Raw genomic sequence first — 25,555 nt, forward strand, 5'->3', positions numbered from 1 at the left:
GCCATACTTGCCCTAGACTCATACAACCGCGGGTACGGTCAGCGACTAGCAGGCCTCTTAAGCGAGGGATTCTTGGGGAACGCCAGAATCTTGACTGACTCGCAGGTTGAGTTCGACACTGCGACGGACACGCCTAGTGAAGACGCCGATTTCTACGCCATCGCCTACGAATGGAATGGCGAGACGATCATCTCGTATCGCGGGACGGACAACCCGCTGGAAGATGCCAACACCGGCTATGGGTTGGGTGCCGGGTACCCTGGGGTGGTTGTTTCCCAGCAGATTCTCGAAGCCCTTTTCGGCCACATTTACAGCGACGATTTTGGCGGCGCGGTCACAGATATTTTTCATGCTTTGGGTGTCGAGACCCAGACATCGCAAAGCAATCTTGCGCTGGAATTTTACAGTGCAGTAACGGATCGGCCCATTACCGACCTGATGTCGGCGGATGTTCCCAGCGATGTCGTCGTCGTCGGCCATTCACTAGGTGGCGGCCTGGCAGGGCTGGTCGCATCGCTTACGGGCGTGGAAGGTTACGGCTATGATCATATGCCCTTCGTACAAGGGTCCTTCTCCTATGCTTTGAATTTCATCGCGGCTTTGGCGGAGGCCAGCGAAAGCTCTGAATTTCTCGATCTCCTTGCCGAAAAGGCGACGCCGGAAGAATTCGGAGATTTAAAAACAAAGATAGAGCAGTTCCAGGAAGCCTACTCCGCGTCTGTCGAAGACTTTGAAAACGTTGGGCTGCGTGCGCCTTCCGTCGATAACTTTACCGCGATCGCTGTCGAGGGCGAGTTGCTTACCTATGTGCGCAACGGCAACGTCCAACTTATCGCGGCGTTCATTGCTACCGCGACCGCCATCATTTCTGGGGGTAGGGTTGGGTTGGCCGCGGCCATCGAGGGATGGAGCCAGGCGATCAGAACGCCGCTCGCCGAATCGACCGTTCCGCAGGAAGAATTGTCTGTATTTGGCGCAATCGATTCGCCGTTGGATATCGTTAAGCGGCACAGCCAAGCGCTGCTTGTAATGCTGAAATATGCAGAGGTGATGCCAATTGATACAGACTGGCAGACCGCTGCACCGGACCTAATCGATTCTCTTTTCGATGATGACATTGGGGAAGCGCTCGGGCGCTCTTCTGGTTCAGTCGAGAGCGGAGGTCAGGGTGAGTACGCGCCTACCGATCAGCTAAGAGCAGCTATTGCCTACTCCGCTATCGATGAAGGCGAACGCCCATTTGGCGATACGGCAATCAAGGCTTGGTTCAATGATGCCAACCAGCTTGGAAGAGTGCTGGCTGATGAAGGTATCTCCGATAGCTTTCGAAACATAGCTGGCGATTTGGCGCGGATTATCACGCAGTATGCCGGACGGCTGGCCTTTGCCGACGTGGAGGACCAGCAATTTACCGCAGGTGTGATCGATGTGAATGGGGATCGCACTGCCCTCTCAATCGATCTTTCGGACGTTACTTGGGATGCGGGGCAAGAACGTCAGGAAATGGAAATCGTTGGCATCTCTACGATGCTTCGGAATGCCACTGGTGATACGCAGTTCCCCCTGCGTTTTTACGGCCCAGTTCCAGGCCAAGCCGATGGCGTAGAGTGGGCTTCGCCGGTACGAGCCGGCGCGAAATGGCTTTACGATGTTGAAAATCCAGGCACAATTGTAGGGCGTCTCTCTGTCCAAACCACGGACAACACATTCGATGGGCTAGCACCGGGCAGTGCAAACCGTTTGTCGGATGATGAAATAGCAGTCTTTGTTCTGGGGGATGGAGACGACAAGGTAACAGGTACCGACGATAATGACTTTCTGATCGGTTCGGCGGGCAGCGACACATTGGTTGGCGGGCTCGGCAACGACATGTTGTTCGGCGGTGCCGACAATGACGTTCTCTCCGATATATATGGGAACAACTTTTTTCAGGGCGGCGGGGGCGAAGATCGTGTCGACCTATCGCGAGCCAATCCGCTTGAGGGTTATGAAGTCACCCTGACCGCAGTTGCGTCCCCCGACAATGATCGCAAGACCGATATCGAGTTCACGCTTAATAGTCTCCTTACCGGCGATACAAGTGTGAACCGGATGCAGGATGTCGAACAGCTCATTTTGACAGACTACGCCGATGAGTTGAAGCTCGACGCGGCGACGATGAATGAATACGTCACTGGTTATGTGGACATATTCGGCACGCCGTTTACGGTTGATATGGGCGCTCCGACTGTGGGCACCGTCCGCACATCAGGCTTCGACACCGTAGAATATGCAACGCGCGGGGAATCTGGCGAAACGGGAATTTTCTGGCGTAACGGAACCACTCAAGGCGCTTTGGGCAACTTGTCCTACTCGGAGTATTCGGCGCTCGGATTTTTCTCAGCGGTGCCGACCCTCCTTCTGAATTTAAGCGGTGCCAGCTTTGCCGTCGAAGATGGTTTGACGGGTGACGATACAGTAAAGACAAAAGGTCTCGAGAATGTCGTTCTCACTAATCAGGACGACAGCTTCGCCTTTACAGCTCAAGACTATTCTATCCATTCGGGGTACGGTACGATTACCGCAGGGGCGGGCGAAGATGTCGTCCTCTACGTTGGCGCAAAAGCGTTTACTGCCGGTAAGTATTTCGACCCTGCCCAGCAGGAACTTGCCGATGCCAAGGCTGCGGCGATGGCTGCAGGTGAGGAATATACCGGACCCGAGCCGGATCCATTTGCCCTGAAAGCCGGCGAAGAGTTGCGCCTCACGATTGATGGCGGTTCAGATGACGACCGCCTTATGGTGCGCGGCGGTGAGGGCGCCATCGTGGTCGGCGGCGAAGGTCGCGATTTTCTCTACAACTCGTCCTACAAAGGTCAGCTGTGGGGTGACGGTCTGGACGGGAAGGGTGTTTCGTATACGGGCGCGGGGAACGATGACACCTTCTGGTGGAGTGCGGGCAGCTTCATCATGGATGCCGGCAAGAACGACCGGCTGCAGCTGTTTGGCGCGCCGCTGACGGGCGGGACCAATAATGGCTGGCTGGGCGCCGCGCTGGAAAAGGGCACGGCGCGCGATTGGTTGCTGCCTTGGGTAACCTATGGCCGGACGGAGAGCGACCAGCTGCTGGTGTCTTTCGGGCCCAATCTGTCGGCGCAGGAGACCGAGGAAGAGCTGCTCTCGCACACGATGGTGGTGCAGGACTGGGACGAGGGCGACCTCGGCATGGAGTTCTTCATTTTTGGCGGGGACAACGAGATTTCGCTGTTCCGCGCACTCTTCAGCTATGTCGGTGCCTTTGCGCAGGCTGCGGGTCGCTTTGCCAAGAATCTGTTGTGGTTGCCTGCTGACGATCCGCTCGTGCTCGACCTTAACGGTGACGGGATCGTGTCCACCGGACTTGGTGCGGTCTATTGGGATAATGACGGCGACTTATTCGGCGAAAAGTCGGGCTGGATTTCGGGCGATGACGGATTCCTGGTCCACGATGCCGATGGCGACGGGCTGATAACTGCGACAGAGCTGTTCGGCGGGCCGGGCCTTTCGGGCTATACTGAATTGGAGGATTGGGACAGCAATGGCGACGGAATCGTCGATGCCTCCGACCTGAACTTTGCCGACCTACAGATCTGGCGCGATGCCAACGAAAACGGGATTACCGACGCGGGCGAACTGCACGAACTGGCGGCTTTCGACATCACCGCGTTCTCTGTTCGCCCGACACAAGTGGATATTGAAGTCGCCAGTGGGGCAACGATCCGCGCAGAGGGCTTCTATGCCCGGTCGGACGGCTCCACCGGGGCCATGGGCGAGCTGATCTTCCCCATCGACCGCAGCGAAACGCGCTACCTTGGCGACAACGGCACTGCCTCTTTTGCTCCCAAGGAGGCCTCGGGCGAGGCTATCGGTGCCAAGGGCTATGGCGTGCTGACCGATCTTTCCGTGGCGAGCAGCAACGATGCGGCACTGGCAGACCTGCTGGCGGACACGGCCTCGCAAATGGTGACCGGCGATCTCGACCAACTGCGTGATCAGGCACGCGAAGTGCTGGGCGCGTGGGCGCGCTCCAACCCGGCGTCGCACGAACTTTCTGCCGTGCTGCTGGATGCAGGCGGCGAACTGGCTGATCACGCCGTCTATGTCGAGGATGCCAGCGGCGGATACTGGCAACTTGCCAGTGGCAATACTGTGCTTGACGCCACAGGTGCGTCCATTGACCGGCCAACGCTGGAAGAGGTGCTGGCACAATCCGACTCCGGTGGCGGCAGCTGGCAGTTGGTGCAGGGTTGGACTCCCGCCGGGCGCGGTTTCGTTCCTGAGGCGCGTGAGGAAACCGCCTATCTCGTTTCGCTTGATGGCGGCGTCGCCACGGTGCTCGACTATGCCATGCGCCACACCGATGCGCAGGGCGAATACTGGACATTGGCGAGCGGCAATCCCGTGCTTGACGCCACAGGTGCATCCATCGACCGCGCGAGCCTTTCCGACATCCGCAATCAGACTGTGGCTGACGGGCAGGAGTGGCGGATCGAGGTCTTTGCCCCTGCCATGCTGGAGCAGCCATACGACAAGGCGGCATTCTACATTCGCGATGGTATCGTCACGGACTATTCGGTCTGGATCCGTGATGAGGACGGCATGTTCGCGGTCTGGGCCAGCAATCTGCAACGTGCGCTGGATAATCAGGCCGCCTATGGTCCAGGCCAGTTCGGCCTGCGCGGGTACCAGCTCGATCTAGAGAATCTCCCCGACGCCAACAACAGCGACGACAGTGCCGTGCGCGTGGAAGTCATGGCGCTGGAGGAAATAGAGTTCGCCTTCGCGTCTGCCGGGTTCGAGTTCCGGCCTGAGCTGTTTGTGGCCGAAAGCGCGGCCGACAATTCGCTGGTCTACGACTACAGCATCTCGGAGAACATCGACTTCTCGCGCACGCTGGTCGACGCCTTCCTCTCAGTCGGGCGTGCCATGGCCGTGCGCATCGCTTCGCAGGGCGGTCTCGCCAGCTTCTTCGAGGGCGTGGAATACGATCCCGCTACCGACACCTTCCAAGCCACCTCAGGCCGCGAGCTGATCCCGCTTTTTACCAATGTTTTGGAGGCAGCGCCCGCCGGGGCGACGGAAACGGTCGACTACCTGCGCGAATGGGACAAGGTGCTGAATACCGTCTATCCCGATTTCAAGCGCCACGGCAAAGGCCCCAACAGTCAGGAATTCCTGTTCCATATGGTCGTTGCCGCGTTCGAGAATGCACCGGTCGACGCCAGCTTCCTGCAAGTGGCAGAGGCGCTGTCCGTCGACGAGGAGCGGATCGGACTCGTTGATGCGACAAATCCTGAGTTCGATGGGACGCGTGGAGATGATCTGATTTATGTCGGTGCAGGCGCAACGCTCGCGCGTGGTGGGCTGGGTAGCGACACCTACGTGATCGGACGCGATTTCGTCGATGTCACCATCCAAGATATCGAAGGCATTCTGCAACCGCGCGCCTCCGACTACCTGCGCTTTGCCCACCTGACGCCGACCGACGTCTATCTTTACAAAGACGGCGAAGACCTGGTGATCCAAGAGATTGCGACCGGTCACACGGTGACCATCCGCGACCAGTTCGATGGCCGCTGGCCGGGCTTATTTGGCGGCGACTATTCGGACAACACCGAGATCGTCGAGATCGTTTTCGCCGATGGCACGGTGTGGGATTTCGTCGACATGGCCTACGCGGCCAGCCATCCGCTCGACAGCAATGATGTGGTGTTCGGTACCAGTTCGATCGACGTGCTGGATGGCGGTGCAGGCAACGACATCCTGCGCGGTGGCGGTGATGGCGATCTGTACATGTTCAAGCAAGGCTATGGCGAGGACACGATCATCGACGCGGAGGACAACCCCTTCCGCAACGGCATCGATATTGTCTCCTTCGGAGACGGTATTTCCGCCGATTCCATCTCGCTGCAACGCATCGGCGATTCCAACGATTTTACCATCTATCTGCTCGACGAAAACGGCGAGCGCACCGGAGATAGTCTGACTATTCAGGGCCAGTTCTTCCAGCAGAACGCCTTTATTACCACACTCCGCCCGAACCAGATTGAACTGCTGGTGTTCGAGGATGGAAGCTTCCTGGACGAAGAACAAATCCGCAAGCGCGTACTGGAAGAAGCGCGCACCGATGGCGAGGACGCAATCTTCGGATTCGGGGAGGCCGAAACGCTAGACGGCGGTGCGGGCGATGATCTGCTTGCTGGCGGTGACGGTTCCGACACATACATCTTTGAGCGCGGATACGGAAACGACGTTATCCAAGATAGCTCATTTGAAGTCGGCATCGGCGTTTCGGAAACCGAGAATACACTCGTTCTGAACGGGATAAGCGCAGACGATATCGAAATACTGCGTGAACCCGGCTCACAAACAGTGCAGCTGCGCGTGAAGGATACCGGCGAAGTCGTCACTCTAAAGAACCAATTTCTGGTAACCTATGCATTCTGGATCATCTGGGAAGACAACGTCGACCATATCCAGTTCGGCGATGGGACTATCTGGGATCAGGATCGTCTTGGTCGAGAAATCTTGGCGCAAGAAAGCACCGACGGCGATGACACGATTATCGGCTTCGACTGGAACGACACGCTCGATGGAGGGGCGGGCGATGACCTGCTGCAAGGCGGCCTCTTCAGCGACCGTTACATTTTTTCCAAGGGCTATGGCCACGATCGCATTTTCGATACTGGAGAGGGTCGTCATCTGCTTCTGCCCGCTGGTTTCGATGTGCTTGAAATCACCGATACCGACCTGTTCGGCATCGACTTTTCGCGCGCCGCCAATGACCTGACCCTGACGATCCGCGAAACGGGCGACAGCCTGACGCTGGTGGGCCAGTATAACCGCCTTGCAGACACCGTGATTGAGCAACTAATGTTCGACGGCTTGGCAGTGGCCTGGACTGATCTCGGTGCGGACGATATCGACCTGATCGGTACCGATGGCGACGATGTGCTGATCGGCACACACTATGCCGAAACCATCGACGGGCGTGGCGGTGACGATATCCTGCGCGGCTCGTCGGACGGCGATATCTACCTGTTCGATATCGGTTACGGCAACGATATCATCGACGACAAGATCGACCATGGCAACTGGCGCGCGGATGACCGCGTTCGGTTCGGTGCCGATGTGGTTTATGACGATGTGCGCTTCTCCAAGGAAGGTGACGACCTGCTGATCAGCTTCGTCGGCTATACCGATACCCTGCGGGTTTCGGGCCAGTTCGGCTCGGTGCTGAAAGGTGTCGAGATATTCGAGTTCTTCGGCGGCTCGGAGATCACCATCTCTGATGTTGAGGAAATTCTGCAAATCTCCGGCGGCACGCGCGGCGACAATGTGCTGACAGGGTTCGAGGATCGCGAAAACATCCTTGATGGTCGCGAAGGTGATGACCAGCTGTTCGGGGGCTATTTCGGCGATACCTATCTTTTCGGCACGAATTACGATTTCGACACCATTACCGAAAAGACAGACGCAAGTTCCCAGGAAGGTGCGCAGGACCGCGTGGTCTTCGGTGAATTGGTCAGCCCGGATGATGTGATCTTGCGCCGCGAAGGCACCGATATCGTTATCACGCTGGCGGATTCATTGGAACAGCTGCGCATTATCGACGGACTGGGTGAACGCCGTATCGAGATCTTCGACTTCGCTGACGGCACGATCTGGGGCGAGACAGAAATCTTCGAGGCGCTACTGCGTGGCACTGACGGCGACGACCTGATCCACGGGTTTGAGGATCGCGGCGACGTCCTCGACGGAGGCCTTGGTTCGGATGACCTGCGCGGCTACACTGGCGGCGACACCTATCGCTTCGATGTCGGCTATGGCCAGGATGCCATCGAGGATACCGGCGGCATTGACCGCATCGAAATGGGCGAACGCGTCAGCGCCGACATGTTGGCCTTCGAGGCCCATGGCGACGATCTCGTCATCCGAATACCGTCCACTGGCGACAGCCTGCTGGTGCGCAGCGGATTGCTAGATGCCAGCAAGATCGAAAGCATCGTCCTGGTCGATGGTTTCACCTATGAATACGAGGACGTGCGAAACGCCCTGATAGCGGGCCAGGTGACCGACAATGACGATATCGTGGTGGGTTTTGCCGACCGCTCCGACCGGATCGAAGGTGGCCTTGGCAATGACGAGCTGAAGGGCCTGACCGGCGACGATCTCTATGTCATCGGCGAAAACCCTGGTCTTGACATTATCTCAGACACCGGCGGTATTGACCGCGTGCGCTTCGATGCTGGTTCGCGCGCGCTGATGCAGGTGCGCCGCCTTGATCCCGAGAGCGGTGATATCGCCATATCCTTTGCTGGACTCGACGGCGAGACTATCGTGCGCGGCGCGATATCGGGCGACTCGCGGATCGAGGAATACGAATTCTCGAATGGCGATGTGTTGACGGCAGAAGACATCCGCGCGCTGATTATCGAAAGCGCCGCTACCGGCGGCAATGACCTGATCCAGGGCTTCCCCGATGCAGGAGCGCCGCCTGCCACCTTCGACGGCGGACGCGGGGACGATATCATCGTCGGCCAGTCCGGGAGCGATACCTATATCTTCCACCGGTTCGACGGCGCGGACACCATCATCGACACCGGGAGCGGCACCGACGTGCTGCAAGTGGAAGGCTATGCCTTTGCCGACCTGTCGTTTGCCTACCTCTACGATGGCAGCAGTGACGTGGTGGTGGAATTCGCCAACAGCGATGATCGCATCATCCTTCGCGGACAGGCGGATACTGGCTTGGCGGGGATCGAGGAAATCCGCTTGGGCGATGATACTGTCATCACCCGGGCCGAGATCGCCAGTGGTCTGCGCTCTGATACGGAAGGTTTCCTCAACTTCACCGACGATGATGACACCATCAACGGCACCAGTGGCGAGGATTTTATCACCGGCGGCGCGGGGGGCGACACGCTTCAGGGGGCGGGCGGCAACGATACCTATGTCTTCAACCTCGGCGACGAATACGACACCATCCGCGACACCGGCGGCGTTGACACGCTGGTCTTCGGCGCCGGAATTGCGCCGTCCGACATCCGTTTCACGATGCGCAACACCAATGACGCGTTGCTTTATGTCGGCGCCGACGGTGACTGGCTTTTCATTGATGAGTTGTTTAACGGCTCCTACCGCATCGAACAGTTCGTCTTCGAGGACGGCACCGTTTGGACGCAGGACGACATGGCGGTGCAGGCGCGTTCTGCGACGGAAGGCGACGATACCCTGTTCGTGCCACTCAATTTCGGTGGCGCGCTGTACGGTCTCGGCGGGGACGACACGCTGGAAGGCGGTAGCGCGGCAGAACAGTTCTACGGCGGCGATGGCAATGACGTCATCGAAGGCATTGGCGGCAACGACATCTACGTTGGTGGCAAGGGCGACGACAAAATCTATGACCTGTCCGGTGATGACCTTTACCTTTTTGACAAAGGTGATGGACAGGATTTGATCTACGAGTCGAATGGCACCGACACTTTGCGTTTTGGCGAGGGTATTCTGCCTGACGAGATTGCGGTCGAGCGGATCAACAACGATATCGTGCTCATCCTGCCGGACGACGATCGCGTCACTTTCAAAAATTGGTATTCGCGAACCAACTGGCGCGTTGATGTCATCGAATTCGCTGATGGCACCACCTGGACCAACACCATGGTCGAAGCGATGACCGAGCGTCCGCCTTTGGCGACTGCAGGGGACGACGTAATCGACCTCAGCACTACGTATCCCGATATTGATGCGCTGGGTGGCAATGATGTCGTCAATGGCACTTGGGACAATAATGTCATCACCGGTGGACCGGGTGACGACACACTGAACGGTGCAAGCGCCGACGACACTTATCACTTCAATCTCGGCGACGGCCAAGACTTCATCGACGAGGCGGGCGGCTTTGATCGTATCGTGTTCGGCGAAGGTATCGATCCGAAGGACATCGAATTCATCGATGAGGGGCTATCGCTCGCTCTTCGTATTATTGGCAGTGATGACCGGATCGAGATCGGCAATGGTCTGCAATTCGAAACCGATGTGATTGAGGAATCCGTGTTCGCCAACGGCACTGTGCTGACCTGGGCGGACATGGTTGCGGCCAAACTGCAATCTACCGATGGCGACGACAATATAATCGGCTCCTACCTGGAGGATGAAGCAACTGGCGGTCCGGGCCGCGACGTCCTCCAGCTTGGCTCCGGTGGAGACCGCTACTACTTCAACCTTGGCGATGGGCACGACATCATCGACGAGGTCCGCAGCTATGATCTCAACCGACTTTATTTCGGTCCCGGGATCACGCCCGACGACATTCTGGTCATCGACCGCGGCGACGGAGATGTGCAGCTTGCGATCCGTGGTACGAACGATTCCGTCACGATCATCGATCAGACGCGCTATACCAACACGCTCAACACTATTGGCATCAAGGCTTTTCACTTCGATGACGGCACGATCCTGGCGGACTCGGTTATGCTGGCCAATATCGTCAGCGCCGCTGAAGGTGACGCCGAGCTTTATGGGGCGTTCCCCACCGATCCGTTTGCTGGTGAGCCATACATTAGCTCGCTGGGCGGCGGCGGGGAGGAGTTTCCGCCGGAAGTGATTGCTTCCGGTACCAACATTTCGATCAATCTTGACCGACCCAATCGCACCTACACCAACTTTGTCGTAGGTGCTGGCGGGACCGAAATCTGGATCGAGGAAGAAGCCTTCGGTAGCTTCGTCAATTTTGAATATGGCGACGATCCATTCGCAACCGGCCACCTTTCGTGGGGCGAGCATCCGGGTGGCGCGCTGCTGGTGGTCAGTCGCCTGGGCGATGGTTCCGATGCAGAGCCGGTGGCGCTTTTGGAAAGCGTTGATCCCGCAGATCTTATTTCGGATCAGTTCTGGCAAGGCTTTATGCCTGATGGTTCCAGCGGCACTGTCGAAGTTACCATCGACGCGCAGTCCACCTATCTCGCAACCAGTCTCGACGAAATCCTGCATATCCAGATTCCAGATTATTACTGGGCGGCAGGAGGCGATGACACGCTGCTTGGCGACGACACCAGCAACTATCTCGATGGCGCCGAGGGCGCGGATGTTATTGATGCCGGAGGCGGTGACGATTCCATTTACAACTACACCGATTTAAAAGTCGATTTCCTGACTGGCGGTGCTGGTGCAGATACGTTCGAGATCGACTTGTGGTCACGGCCGATCGCTATCTTCGGCTTTCCGCATGAAGTCGATGTCATCACCGACTTCACGCCGGGCATCGATAAGCTCGATTTCAGTATCGACATGGGGCTTGTCGAAAAGGTGCCATTCATCTTCTTCGGAACCGAACTCTGGGGTACATCCAGCAGCGTTCAGATCAATTCTTTCCTGTTCGACGGTGACGGGGCGGATACCGTTATCTCGCTGCGCGTAAACGAGACGACCAATATTCCCTTCCTGCGTCTTTTGGGCGTCGCTCCGGGCGCGATTGACACTGACGCTATCGATCTGTTCTCATATCAGTCTTACGTCCCGCCGACCAACGACCCCGATGGGCCGAGCGGGCTGCAACTGCTGGGCGATAGTGGCGACAACTATCTCTATGGCGATGACTTCGACGACTGGATCTATGGCGACACCGGAGATGATCGTCTGTGGGGTTACGCCGGGAACGACATCCTGGAAGGCGGTAGCGGCAATGATTACCTTTATGGCGGCACTGGCGACGACACTTATGTGATCCGTAACTATGCGGGCCATGTCCACATATCCGAAACCAGTGGCACTGACCGGATCGTGTTTGCCGAAGGCATTACGGTAGACGATATTGTCTTTGCAGGCGGCAGCAATGGCGATCTCGATATCACCAACCTGCTAACTGGTGGGACCGTGTCAATCTCCCGCCACGGCCGTTTCGAGCAGCGGATCGAGACCTTTGAATTCGCCGACGGCACGGTCCTTGCCGAAGAGGATGTTATTGCCCTTATCGGCTGGGGCGATGGAGACGACTTTGTCTTCGGCCGGGTCGATGGTGGCCTGATTCAGGGGTTTGGCGGGAACGACAACCTAGTCGGCACCATCCATGCGGATATTCTCGATGGTGGCAGTGGCAATGACTACCTTATGGGTGATTATGGGATCGACACCTATCTGTTCGGCAATGGCACCGGGCAGGATACGGCCTATGAATGGGATGACCTGACTACCGATCACGATATCGTTCAAGTGGCTGCGGGCATAACTTTGGCCGATTTGGTGGTCACCTACGATTGGGGTGATCTGACCGTGGCGATCCTTGGGACCTCGGACCGCTTGACGCTTGAGGCACTCGATTGGGTCGGTTTCGACCGCTTCGACTTCCACTTCTCCGATGGCTCCGTGGTGTCGAGCGCGCAGCTATACGAGCTAGCCTTTGCCGCGACACAGGGCGCGGACGATATCGATTTCTCCGACAGCAGCACTGCGCGCACCATCGATATGCTTGGCGGCAATGACTACCTGCAGGCTAGCCCCTTCGATGACAATGCATCAGGCGGTGCCGGGGATGACAATCTCTACGGCGACAACGGCAATGACATACTGTCGGGGGATTCGGGCAACGACTACATCAGCGGCGACAGCGGCGATGACACGCTGATCGGTGGCGCCGGAAACGACAGCATGGATGGCGGGCCGGATGCCGACACCTATGTCATCGAACTGGGTGATGGACAGGACACCATTGGCGGCAGCTCCACCGATGGCGTGGATACCATCGTATTTGGCGCAGGCATTTCCCCTGATGACCTGCGTATGGTGTTCGATGGAAACACACTGGAACTACACCTCGACGGCGGCAATCAGCGGGTCACCATCACCAATGCCTTCTCGTATACGGGCTGGAGCATCGGCTCGATCAGCTTTGACGATGGCACCGTATGGGATGCCGCTTACATTGCCGAGCAAAGGCCCTCGGGGACGGAGGGCGACGACACCCTTACCGGGACCGCAGGGGACGATCGAATCCTAGCGCTGGGCGGGATCGACAGCGTCAGCGCGGGCGAAGGCAACGATTACATCGACGGCGGCGCAGGGGCAGACACGCTTTCGGGCCAGCTTGGCGACGATACCTATTTCTTCGCCCGTGGCAGCGGAGCGGACACCATCATCGATGGCGGTACCGGCGGTACGGACCGTATCTTGCTCGATGCCGGGATCACGCCTGCAGATGTGCAGGTGACGGCCTACAACGCCGATTATCGCATCTCCATTCTTGGCACCAATGATCGCATCACCGTGCGCGATGGCTTGCACGTTGTCGATAGCGGGGTCGATGTCCTGGAATTCGCCGACGGCACGATCTGGACAGCGCAGGATTTGCGCGACCTTGCCTATGGCGGCACCGCTGCCGCTGACCGGATCACAGCCGACAATGATGGAGTCGCTATCAGCGGGCAGGCGGGCGATGATCGTCTGACCGGTGGCCTTGGCAACGACAGCATACGTGGCGGCACCGGTAACGACATCGTGTTCGACCTGACCGGCGGCGATGACACCTATTACTTCGCGGCAGGCGACGGGCGCGACGTTGTGCGCGACACGGCGGGCAGCAACACGTTGGTAGTGGAAGGCATTGCCCTTAGCGACCTCACCGTTCGCCGGTTCGAGGCGGGCAATTCCGACCTGCTGCTCGACTTCGGAAATGGCGCCTCGATCCTTCTGCTGGGCGGCCTCGACGCAGCCAGCTCGATTGCTTCGCTAGTGTTTGCAGACACCGGTAACACGCTTGATCATGCAGCATTGGTCGCGCGGGCAATCGCCGATCTAGCCAACGACGGCAATAACTACATCGTTGGCACTGCCGAAGGTGAGCTTATCCAAGGCGGCGCCGGCAATGACAACCTCGCTGGCCTTGGCGGTGATGATACCTATGTTTTTGCCTCGGGCGACGGGGTGGACCGCATCGTCGACACTAGCGGCACAGCGGATCGTCTGCTGCTGAGCGACTATTTCGCTGACGACGTTACCCAGCTGTTCCGCAGCCCGCCTGCCGGGCATGACCTTGTCATCGCATTCACGAATGGTGACCGCGTGGTGCTGGCCGATGCGTTGCTGGAAGATGATACCGGCGTCGACATTATCGAATTTGCCGATGGCGAAACCTGGTCGCCCGACGCCTTGCGCCCGGCATTGCTCGCCGCGCTGGATGCGCCGGGTGACGCGCGTATCTGGGGCTTCGCCGGCAACGACCAGCTCGCTGGCGGACTTGGTGATGACGAACTGCACGGACTGGCGGGTGACGACACCTACACCTTCCGCGCGGGCGACGGGCACGATCTGATTGAGGACAATGGCGGCGGGTTCGATCGCCTTGTAGTTGACGGGTACAATGCTGCCGATGTCCAGTTGACGCGTCTCTACTTCGGCTCTGCCGGGGTGGTGATGACCTTTGTCGGCAACGACACTGACAGCATTACGCTCGTCAACATGCTTGCCGATGGCGATGATGCCATTGAGGAAATCAGCTTTGCCGACGGCACCGTGTGGGACCGCAACGCCGTCGACGCCATCCTTGGCAACCACGCGCCGGTCGCCAACCCGGACGGTTTCCGCGACCTGGTGCAGGGCACCACGTTGGAAATCTCCGCCGCTTCCATCCTCGGCAACGATTTCGATGCTGATGGCGATCCGGTGTCGATCCACGCGTTGGGTGAAGTGGTCGGCGGCAGTGCCGTGCTCAATGCCGATGGTTCGATCAACTTCACTGCAGATGCTGATTTCACCGGGGTTGCGCGCATCGAATACGTGGTCACCGACGGGCGCCAGGGCTTTGTCGACACTGCCCTCGCGCTGCGCGTGCGTCCCGTGGCAGAGGCCAAAGACGATTTCGGCCTTAACGTAAACGAGGATGATACGCTGGTCATCCGTTCGCGCACCGTGCTTGCGAACGACACCGATGGCGACCGCATGGAAATCGCCCAGGTTAAGGACGTCGTTGGCGGCATTGCGGCACTGTCCAGCAATGGCGACATCACTTTCACGCCCGATGCCAATTTTAACGGCAAGGGTTACTTCACTTACGTCGCCAATACGCCCGAAGGCGGTCGCGACGAGGCGCGGGTGGAAATCGACGTGCTGCCGGTGAACGACACACCGGTGGCGCTGGGTGACAACCTTGGCCTGGCCACCGATGAAGGCACACCGCTGTTCGTCAGCGCCGCAACGCTGGCGGGCGTCCTTGCCAATGACAGCGATATCGACGGGGATCAGCTGACTATCGTTTCGGTTTCGGGCAATGCCAATATTGCCGCGCAAATTGACACCGATGGCAGTCTTCTGCTTTCTCCAGTCGGCGATTTCTTCGGGGACACATCGTTCACTTATCAGGTCAGCGACGGCGCTGGCGGATTTGCCACGGCATCGGTGGCGGTGACAGTACGCCCAGTCAACGATGCTCCAGTAGCCACGCTCGACATGCTGACTACGGCAGAAGACACGCTGCTGTTCTTCAGCGGCGACGTTCTGACCGCCAATGATTATGATGTCGATGGTGATCCGCTCACCATCGTCGCTGTCTCGATCGTGTCGGGTGGTGGCACGGTGGAGCTGTTCGAGAACAACACTATCCTCTACGATCCGGGTGCCAACTTCAACGGCACGGCCTCGTTCCGCTATACCTTGGATGACGGCCAAGGCGGCATCACCTCGCAGAGCGTCGACGTGGACGTCACACCTGTCAACGACGCGCCGACGGCTGTTGAAGACAGCGCACAGGGACGCTCTCCCATTGCCGAGCTTTTCGGTACACAAGACCAGACTCTGCGCTTCGATGCCTCCATCCTGCTGCGCAATGATTATGACATAGACGATCCTGACAACTCGCTCGTTCTCAACACGGTCAGCAACGCCGGACACGGCACGGTGGAACTGGGCGATGACGGTTTCATCACCTTCACGCCTGACGAGGGCTATTGGGGCATGGCCACGTTCAGCTATGTGATCAGCGATCCGCAGAACGCGGTGACCGATGGCTCGGTTAGCTTGTATTTCCGACCAACCGGCAATGTCGGCCCGACTGCAGGCTGGGACGAATTCACTGGCATCGAAGATACCCCAATCGTCATCACCATGGCCGAAATACTGGCCAACGACTTCGATCCCAATGGCGATCCGCTGACAGTGATTGGCCCTGACACCAGTAACAGTCCCGGTGGTCTGCTGAAAGATTGGTATTACAACGACAACGGTGATCTTGTGCTTGTGCCCAAGGATGATGTCACCGGCACGCACACTTTCAGCTATCGCGTCAGCGACGGCGAGTTCAGCGATGGCGGTCTGATCGATGTGACGTTTGAAGGGACGCCCGACGCGCCGACCGCACTCGACGATACCGGCTTCGCCAGCGGCGCACAGCGTCCGCTGGTGCTTCGGGTGGAAGACCTGCTGGCCAACGATTACGATATCGATAAGTCGACCTATTCGCTCAGCGCCGGCTGGGTGCATAAATACGGCGAATCCGAGGTCGTGCTCGACAGTCTGCTGAACCTCAGCACGGGCAGCTGGTCCATCTACGACAGCGATTTCATCGTGATCGAATTCGATCCTGCGTACACCGGCAGTATCGACTTTGACTACCTGATTGACGACCAGACTGGGCTCTATGATGTCGGCCATGTCGAGTCTTTCATTCGGGCCGAACGAGACCTTGTCATTTCCGGCACGGACCGGCGTGACCTGCTGATCGGTTCCGCGCTGGACGAGACGATGATCGGACTTGGCGGCGTGGACGATCTCTATGGCCGCGAAGGCGACGACGTTCTGCGCGGCGGCGACGGGGCAGACCTGCTGGACGGCGGTGAGGGTTTCGACATTGCTGACTTCAGCGACTCCAATGTTGGACTGCGCATGGATATCCTCGCCCGGATCGGGCAGGGTGGTTATGCCGAAGGCGACGAACTGGAAAGCATTGAGGGCCTGATCGGCAGCGAGCGCGGGGACCAGCTTTACGGCACGCTGGGCACCAATATGCTCGATGGGCGCGGTGGTGATGACATCATCCATGGTCGCGATGGCGACGATGCGTTGCTGGGCGGCGCGGGCGATGATTTCATCGACGGCGGGCTTGGCGCAGACATTGTCGACGGCGGCGAGGGTGTGGACACCGCCAATTACAGCGACTCAGCAGAAGGCGTCACAGTCTCGCTGGTGGATGGCACCGGCTTTGGCGGCGCGGCTGAGGGCGACACGCTGTCGAGCATTGAGAACGTGATCGGCACACTGCACGAAGACAATTTGACAGGTGATGATAACGACAATGTCCTCGACGGCGGGCGTTCGGATGACGTCCTGATCGGCGGGGCCGGGGATGACCATTTGGTGGGCGGCCGTGGCGGCGACGTTCTCGATGGCGGCGAGGGCGTGGACACTGCCGATTATTCGATCAGCGCCACCGGTGTGTCTATCGACTTGGCGACAGACACTGCCAGCGGTGGTGATGCCGATGGCGACACCATTTCCAACATCGAGAATTTGATCGGTTCCGCCGACGCCGATGTGCTGCTGGGCGACGATGGCGAAAACGTCATCGCCGGTGGCGACGGCGCGGATGTAATCGACGGGCGTGGCGGGCATGACCTGCTCGACTTCTCCGATGCCGACGGCGGCGTGACCATTGATCTTGGCGCGGGCAGCGGCTCGCGCGGCGAGGCTAACGGCGATACCTACACCAATATCGAGGATGTGCGCGGCTCGCTCTACAGCGACGTGATGACGGGCGATGCGGGCGACAACCTGATCGACGGCAACCGTGGTGACGATGACCTGTCCGGCGGTGGCGGCAGCGATACATACATTCTCGGCAATGGCACCGGGCAGGATGTTATCCGCGAAGCCGCGCTTGATGCCGATACAGATATGTTGCGGATAGTGGACGGCTATGCTGCCGAATCCGTTAGCCTGTACTACGATGGCAACGATCTGATCGTGGAACTGGAGCAAGGTGACGGCTTTACCGTCGACCTTGTCCGCATTGTCGATCACTTCACCGGCGGTGGTTCCGGCATTGAAAGCATCGTGTTTGACGACGGCACCGTGTGGGACCGTGCGACGATTGACGCGAACGCGGCGGCCACGCGCTTTCAGGCCGAAGACGATCTGGTCTTCTGGGCTGATGAGGATTCGCCGTTCACATTCGATTCGGCAATCCTTACCGTCAACGATGGCGGCGATCCCGACGGGACGCTGACGGTGTTCCAGGTCAGCGATATTTCCGGTGGATCGGCAACTCTCAACGATGACGGCACGATCACCTTCCTCGGGGCGCAGGACTTCAATGGCGATGCCTTCTTCGCCTACAAGGTGACCGACGGCAGCGGCCGAGTGTCTACCGCGCGGGTAGAAGTGAATATCCGCCCGGTCAACGACGATCCTTATGCCCAGGATGATGGCACCTTCATCATCAACGAAGACGAGCTTTTCAACATCCCGGTGGGCTGGCTGCTGGAGAACGACGGCGATATCGACGGTGATAGTCTGACTGTCGTGGGCTTCTCGAGCACGGAAGAAGATCATGGCTCTGCCGAAAGCATCGCGGCGGGTTACGTCACGTTCCGTCCGGAGGCAGACTATAGCGGTACGGCGGGCTTCTCTTACCGCGTTAGTGACGGCAATGGCGGCGAAGCATGGGCACATGTCACGCTGGAAGTGCGTCCCGTCAATGATGCGCCGCGTATTGGCAACGACAGTGCTAGCGTGCGCAGCGGCAGCGATGTGCTGATCAGCGTCGCCAGTTTGCTTGCCAATGATAGCGACCCTGAGGGCGACGGCTTTGCTTTCGACAGCCTGGGCGAGGCTGCCAACGGCACCGTGGTCCTGGAAGAGGTGAACGGGCAGCAGATGGTGCGCTTCACCCCGACAGATGGCTATGTCGGCCCGGCCGATTTCACTTACACCATCGTTGAGGATGGCACCGGCCTCACCGGCAGCGGCAGCGTTGCCGTGACCGTGCTGCCGCCCAACGATCCGCCGACCGCGCGCAACGACAGCTTCGAGGGTATCGAGGATATCCCGTTGGTGCTGACACAGGCGCAGTTGCTGGCTAACGACAGTGATCCCAACGGTGATGTACTGACGGTGACCCGCCTAGATGACTTCCCCGAGCATGGATCGGTCGCGTTCGACGACAATGGTAACGTGGTGTTCACTCCGGCCGAAAACTACAATGGTCCCGCTTCGTTCTACTATTGGATGAGCGACGGCGAGTTCGAGCGTCAGGCGACCGTCAACGTCACCATCGCACCGCAGAATGATGCGCCAGTGGTGACTGATGATCCAGGGCCGTTCGTGGGTGACGAAGACAGCGTCATCGTGTTGCGCGCGGCGGATATGTTCGCCAACGACAGCGATCCGGAGGGCGACCTGCTGGAGTTTGCCGAGTTCGAAACCGACATCGGCACGCTGGAACGCGATGGCATCAATCTGCTGCTGACGCCGCCGGCCAACTTTAACGGCACCATCACTGTCCGCTATCGCGCGCGGGACGAGAAGGGCCTGATTTCCGAGAACTGGGCGAGCGTGACGGTGGAGGTTACCGACCTGCCTGACAAGCCGGAAGCGGGCGACGATGTCTTCGTTACCGATGAAGATGTGCCGCTTGCCATTACTGCCGCTGAACTGCTGGCGAACGATACGGACGCGGATGGCAGCGCGATACGGGTGTCTGCGGTAGGAAATGCCGTGAACGGCACAGTATCGCTGGAAGACGGAGTTGTGACCTTCACGCCCGATCCAGATTTCTATGGCACGGCAGCCTTTGATTACACCGTGACCGACGATGATGCTGGTCCGGCCACCGGCCATGTCACCATTACAGTGGCTCCGGTGAACGACGCACCGCGCGTCAAAAGCGACGTGCTTGCTACTGACGAGGACGTGGCTTTACACCTCGTCCCATCGGCGCTGCTGGGCAATGACTTGGATCCCGATGGTGATGAAATCAGCATTGTCGGTGTTCAGGCCATCACCGAAGGCGCCACGGCGGTTCTGGAGGATGACGGCTCCGTCACTCTAACGCCGCCTGCGGACGTTCATGGCTTGGTGACGTTTGCTTATACCGTCGCCGATATTAATGGAGCTGAATCGACCACCAGCATCAGCGTGTTCGTCGCATCGGTGAACGACGCACCGATTGCCAACAATGATGGTCCGTTGGAAGTGGATGAGGACCAGGTGATGCTGGTTGCCGTGTCGGACCTGCTTGCCAACGATTTCGATGCCGACGGTGATACGTTGAACCTGTCGGTTGCGGCAGTCGTCGGCGGAACAGCTACCATTGATGGCGACTTCCTGCGCTTCGTGCCCGATGCCGATCGTAACGGCGCTGCTTCGGTAGGCCTGACGGTCAGCGACGGCAATGGCGGCACGGCGAGTTCGTCTCTGGCCATCGATATTGTGCCGATTAACGATGCTCCTGTCGTGGACGCACTGATTTCCGATGCCAATTTTGACGAGGACACCTCGATCAGCGTGGCCATCGATACGGCAGCCTTCAGCGATGTCGACGGCGATGCCTTGACATTGATCGCCACGCTTGCAGGCGGTGATCCGCTGCCGGCATGGCTAGCCTTTGACGGCTCCGCATTCACCGGAACCCCGCCGACAGACTTTAACGGCGCGCTTGCCATCGAGATAGCCGCCAACGATGGTGAGCTGACAAAAAGCCAGCAGTTCACTCTTGCTATCGATCCTGTGAACGATGCACCGGTGCTGGTGCAGGCGCTGGCCGACCAGTCGTCTGCCGAGGATGAGCCATTCGCCATCACCCTTCCAACCGGCACATTCGCAGATGTAGATGGCGATGCGCTTTCCCTGTCCGCAAAGCTGGCCGATGGTGCGCCGCTGCCCGACTGGCTGGGCTTTGACGGCGCGACCTTCTCCGGCACGCCCCCGCAGGATTTCAATGGCAGCCTTGTCGTTACCGTGACGGCCAGCGACGGTGAATATACAGCGGCGAATAGCTTCGTGCTGACCATCGACCCGGCCAATGATGCGCCGGTTCTCACGCAAGAGCTGGTCAATGTCAGCTCGCCGGAAGATACGGCGTTTATAGTCGACCTACCTCACGGAGTATTCAGCGATGTTGACGGTGACACGCTGACCCTCACTGCCACGCTGGCGGATGGTTCCGCTCTGCCCGAGTGGATGGCTTTCGACGGACTATCTTTCACCGGCATCCCACCGCAGGACTTCAATGGCTCGATCGCGCTTACCGTCACGGCGAGCGACGGTGAACTGACTGCGAATGCCAGCTTCGTGCTGACCATCGATCCCGCCAACGATGCGCCTGTGCTGCTTTTGGCTATCGCCGATACCAATTCTGACGAAGATACCCCGTTTGTTATCTCGCTGCCCGCAGGCACGTTTGCCGATGTGGATGGCGATACGCTCGCCCTTACCGCGAAACTGGCGGATGGTTCCGCTCTGCCCGAGTGGATAAGTTTCGATGGCGCGGCATTCACTGGCATTCCGCCGCAAGACTTCAATGGCGTTCTGCAAATCACAGTGGTTGCAAGCGATGGCGAGTTCAACGCCAGCGATAGCTTCGCGCTGATCATCGATCCTGTAAACGACGCCCCGACTCTGGCTGGGCCGATTGGTCATTATGTGGGTGTGGAGGACCAAGCGGTGTCGATCATGCTGCCGCTCGAGCGTTTTGCCGACGTGGATGGCGACGCGCTGTCGATCAGCGCCACATTGGCCAACGGCGATCCGCTGCCTGCTTGGTTGACGCTAAGTGGAGGCAGCATCACCGGAAATCCTCCGCTTGACTTCAACGGCTTGCTGGAAATTCTCGTCACAGCGAGCGACGAAGAGCTTTCGGTCAGCGATGCGATTTCCATCGATATTCTACCTGTGAACGATGCGCCGGTGCTGGCGAATGCCAACGCTGATGTCGCCTCGGACGAGGACACGTCGTTCAGCTTCGGCATCGACCCGTCGACTTTTACCGATGTGGACGACGCTACACTGACAATTACCGCCGCGCTCGCGGACGGTAATGCATTGCCTGACTGGATGGTATTTGACGGTGCAAGTCTCTCCGGTACTCCGCCGCAAGATTACAACGGCACCTTTGAAATTCGTGTGACAGCGACGGATGCCTCCGGTCTTTCTGCCAGTGATATGTTCACGCTAACGATAGACCCGGTCAATGATGCGCCGGTGCTCAATGGCCCGTTGGGCGCGATTGTCGTCAGCGAGGACAGCCCACTCTCTCATATCCTTCCGCTTGGCAATTTCAGCGACGTCGATGGCGATGCCATAGGCTTTAGCGTCACGCTTGCTAATGGCGATCCTCTCCCAATGTGGCTGTCGCTGAACGGTGCTATGCTCGAAGGCACGCCTCCGCAGGACGTCAACGGGGTGCTGCAAATCTTGGTGACGGCAAACGACGGTACGCTCAGCGCCAGTGACACGATCACGCTTGATATTCTGCCGGTGAATGATGCCCCAATATTGGCGGGCACCGTTTCCGATGTCACAATCCTAGGCCGCGAAACGATCGACTGGCCGCTTCCGGCCGATCTGTTCAGCGATGTTGATGGCGACGTGCTCACGCTCTCGGCCACGTTGGCCGATGGCAGCCCGTTGCCTGACTGGATCGATTTTGACGGCACCCGCTTTACTGGCGCAGCGCCTGACGACTTCGACGGCGTGTTCACCTTCTCGGTTTCTGCGAGTGATGGCGAATATACCGCGTCGACGAGTTTTACAGCGACAATCATCGATCCCAATGATCCGCCGGTTGCGATGGACGACGGCGTTTTTGTCGGCTTGCAGACACAAGATCTGACAATCCTTGCATCTGATCTGCTCGCAAATGACAGCGATCCCGATGACGACGCTATCAGCATCACTAACCTCACAGCATCGGGCGTCGGCGCAGTCAGCTTCGATGCTGACGGAAATGTCGTTTATACGGTCGACAGTACGTTCATAGGAACCGACACTTTCTCCTATACGATCAGCGACGGTGATGAGAGCGCGGTCGGCACCGTTACCGTTCGTATCGACAGCCTGTTCGAAGACTTCTCTGAAGGTACGAGCGGCGATGACAAGCTGTTCGGCAACAACAAGGAGGCCAATGCCATCGCAGGCGGTGCGGGCGACGATCACCTTAAGGGCGGCAAGGAGAATGATCGTCTTGCAGGCGGCGACGGCGACGACAAATTGCAGGGTCTGTCCGGCGACGATCAGCTGTGGGGCAATTCCGGTAATGACGAGCTGATCGGTAATGGCGGTTATGATACCGCCTACTACTTCGGCTCGCGCAGCACCTATGTGATCCGCACCGTCAGTGGCGAAGTGCGGGTTGTGGATACCGCACCGACAATTGATGGCGATGACGGTATCGATACGATCGGCAGCATCGAACTCCTGTCTTTCAAGAACGGCGATACCGCCTCCGTTGTCTCACCCATTATTCTGGATTTAGGCGGCGACGGCATCCGGACGCTCAGCGCCACCGAGAGCGATGCGCGCTTCGATCTCGACAAGGATGGGCTCGCTGATGATACGAGCTGGATCAGCAGCGACGAGGCATTTCTCTATCTTGACCGGGACGGAAACGGCACGATGTCAGGGGTCGAGGAAATCAGCTTCGTCGACGATGTCGAGGACGCTTCGACTGACCTTGAAGGCCTTGCCGCGTTTGACAGCAATGGTGACGGCGTTCTCGATGCGAGTGACGAGCGGTTCGGCGAATTCGGCGTCTGGCGCGATGCCGATGGCGATGGCGCGATCGATACCGGTGAGACAGCTGGCCTTGCTGAGGTCGGCATTGCCTCAATCAATCTCACAGGCACGCCAGTGGACGGGACGACCGAATTTGGCGAAGTCGCGGTCATCAATACCGGCAGTTACACGCTGACCAGCGGCGTCACACGCGAATTCGCCGATGCCGCGCTGACCTATTTCTCCGCAGCGACCAATCTGCCGGAGCTCACAACAGTGAGCTACAATTACAGTCGCAAAAAGAAAAAGTACCGTTTGGAAATCGCTGGCGGCTCGGTTTCGCTTGTGCCGAAGTCTTCCAAGAACGCAATCGATCCAGGGGCAGGGCAGCTGGGTGCCAATACGATCATGACGTTCCGTGGCAAGAGCTACGGTATGTTCGCGCCTGTCGTGCTTGATCTTGATGGCGACGGCGTTGAGCTGGTGAAGCGCAAAAAATCCGATGCCAGCTTCGACTACAATGGTGATGGCGTAGCCGACGATACCGGCTGGGTGAAAAGCGATGATGGCTTCCTTGTCATCGACCGCAACAATGACGGGCTTATTACCGAAGCGTCAGAGCTTTCGCTGGCCGCCGAACATGAAGACGCGCGCAGTGGGCTCCAAGGCTTGGCCTGGCTCGACAGCAATGGTGACGGACGCGTGGATGCTGATGATGCGCGCTTCGGTGAACTGCGCGTCTGGCAGGATTACAACAGCGACGGGCGCACGGATACTGGCGAATTGCGCAATCTTGCCGATGCAGGCTTTGTTTCTATCTCGCTGACAGCGACGGGAAGCGATTTCCGCACAAAACTGGATCGCAATGCGGTGGTCTCCACGGCCACCTTCACCCGTGCTGATGGCTCAGTATCTACTGCGGCTGATGTGTCGCTGGCCTATCGTCCTTCGCAGACAGCCGGGGGCACCGTATCGGTGGGTGCACCTGATCCGTCGCGCGCTATCACCACGGCCATTCAGTCCTTGGTCGACTGGCGCGATTATGCTGGCCTTAGCGAAGCAATGTCGGTTGGCGGAGGCGCGGCCTCAGCAACGTGGGGAGCGCGTTTTGACCGAAACTTGAATGCATTTCTGGAGCAGCTTGCTGTACGTAATGAGCGCAGCGGCAAGGTGGACAGTGTCTTCAACTACCCCATGGCAGAGGCACCGCGGTTCTGGCTCGACGATTTCCTTCGTGCCCCGCTTGAGCGCGCCGAATTCTCATCAGCATCGACGGTTGCAATGTCAGACGGAGCCCACACGCAGATAATGCCATTTGAACGTGTCCGACTTGAGGATCTTGACGCGGCAGACAATGCGCTGGTCGCTGCCAATGACGACGACCGGGTCACGCAGGATCTGCCACACGAACGAGCGCAATCGATTGAATTCAACGGAACGGCTGCGGCGGCGCTGCCAGAAGACTTAGCCGATCCTGAGATTGCAAACCGCTTGGCGATGATCCGTCAGGATCTGGCCACGTTCGGCGTGCGAGAGCAAGACGAGACGAACCGCTTTGGCCTTGCGCCGACTGATACTTACGACTGGTATCTTTGATGGTGTGAGCGGCTGTTACCGATCAGGTGAGCGTCTATCTTCCTTTGACATGTCTAGCTTTCTGAAGATGCAACAGAATACAATGGCCACAAGGCTTTGCGCAAACAGGAACGGATAATTGCGGAGTTTTCAGCGTAAATGAAGGAATTGCGCGGAATCTCGAAACCAGAGGAAAGTAGTTCTTAGCGGCAGAAACTGGGCCGATTGCAGAACGTCCGCTTTGCGGTTTGTAGCGCGTAGACCTGAC

General features: G+C 58.5%; 1 protein-coding gene. It reads left to right on the forward strand.

Annotation, left to right across the window (positions count from 1 at the left end):
• The first annotated feature begins 90 nt into the window (after positions 1–90).
• Positions 91–25,308, forward strand: coding sequence for a tandem-95 repeat protein (locus BMF35_RS13590; RefSeq protein WP_047007337.1), 25,218 nt, complete (start codon positions 91–93; stop codon positions 25,306–25,308).
• The last annotated feature ends 247 nt before the right edge of the window (positions 25,309–25,555 follow it).

Source organism: Aurantiacibacter gangjinensis (genome assembly GCF_001886695.1).
Taxonomy (GTDB): Bacteria; Pseudomonadota; Alphaproteobacteria; order Sphingomonadales; family Sphingomonadaceae; genus Alteraurantiacibacter; species Alteraurantiacibacter gangjinensis.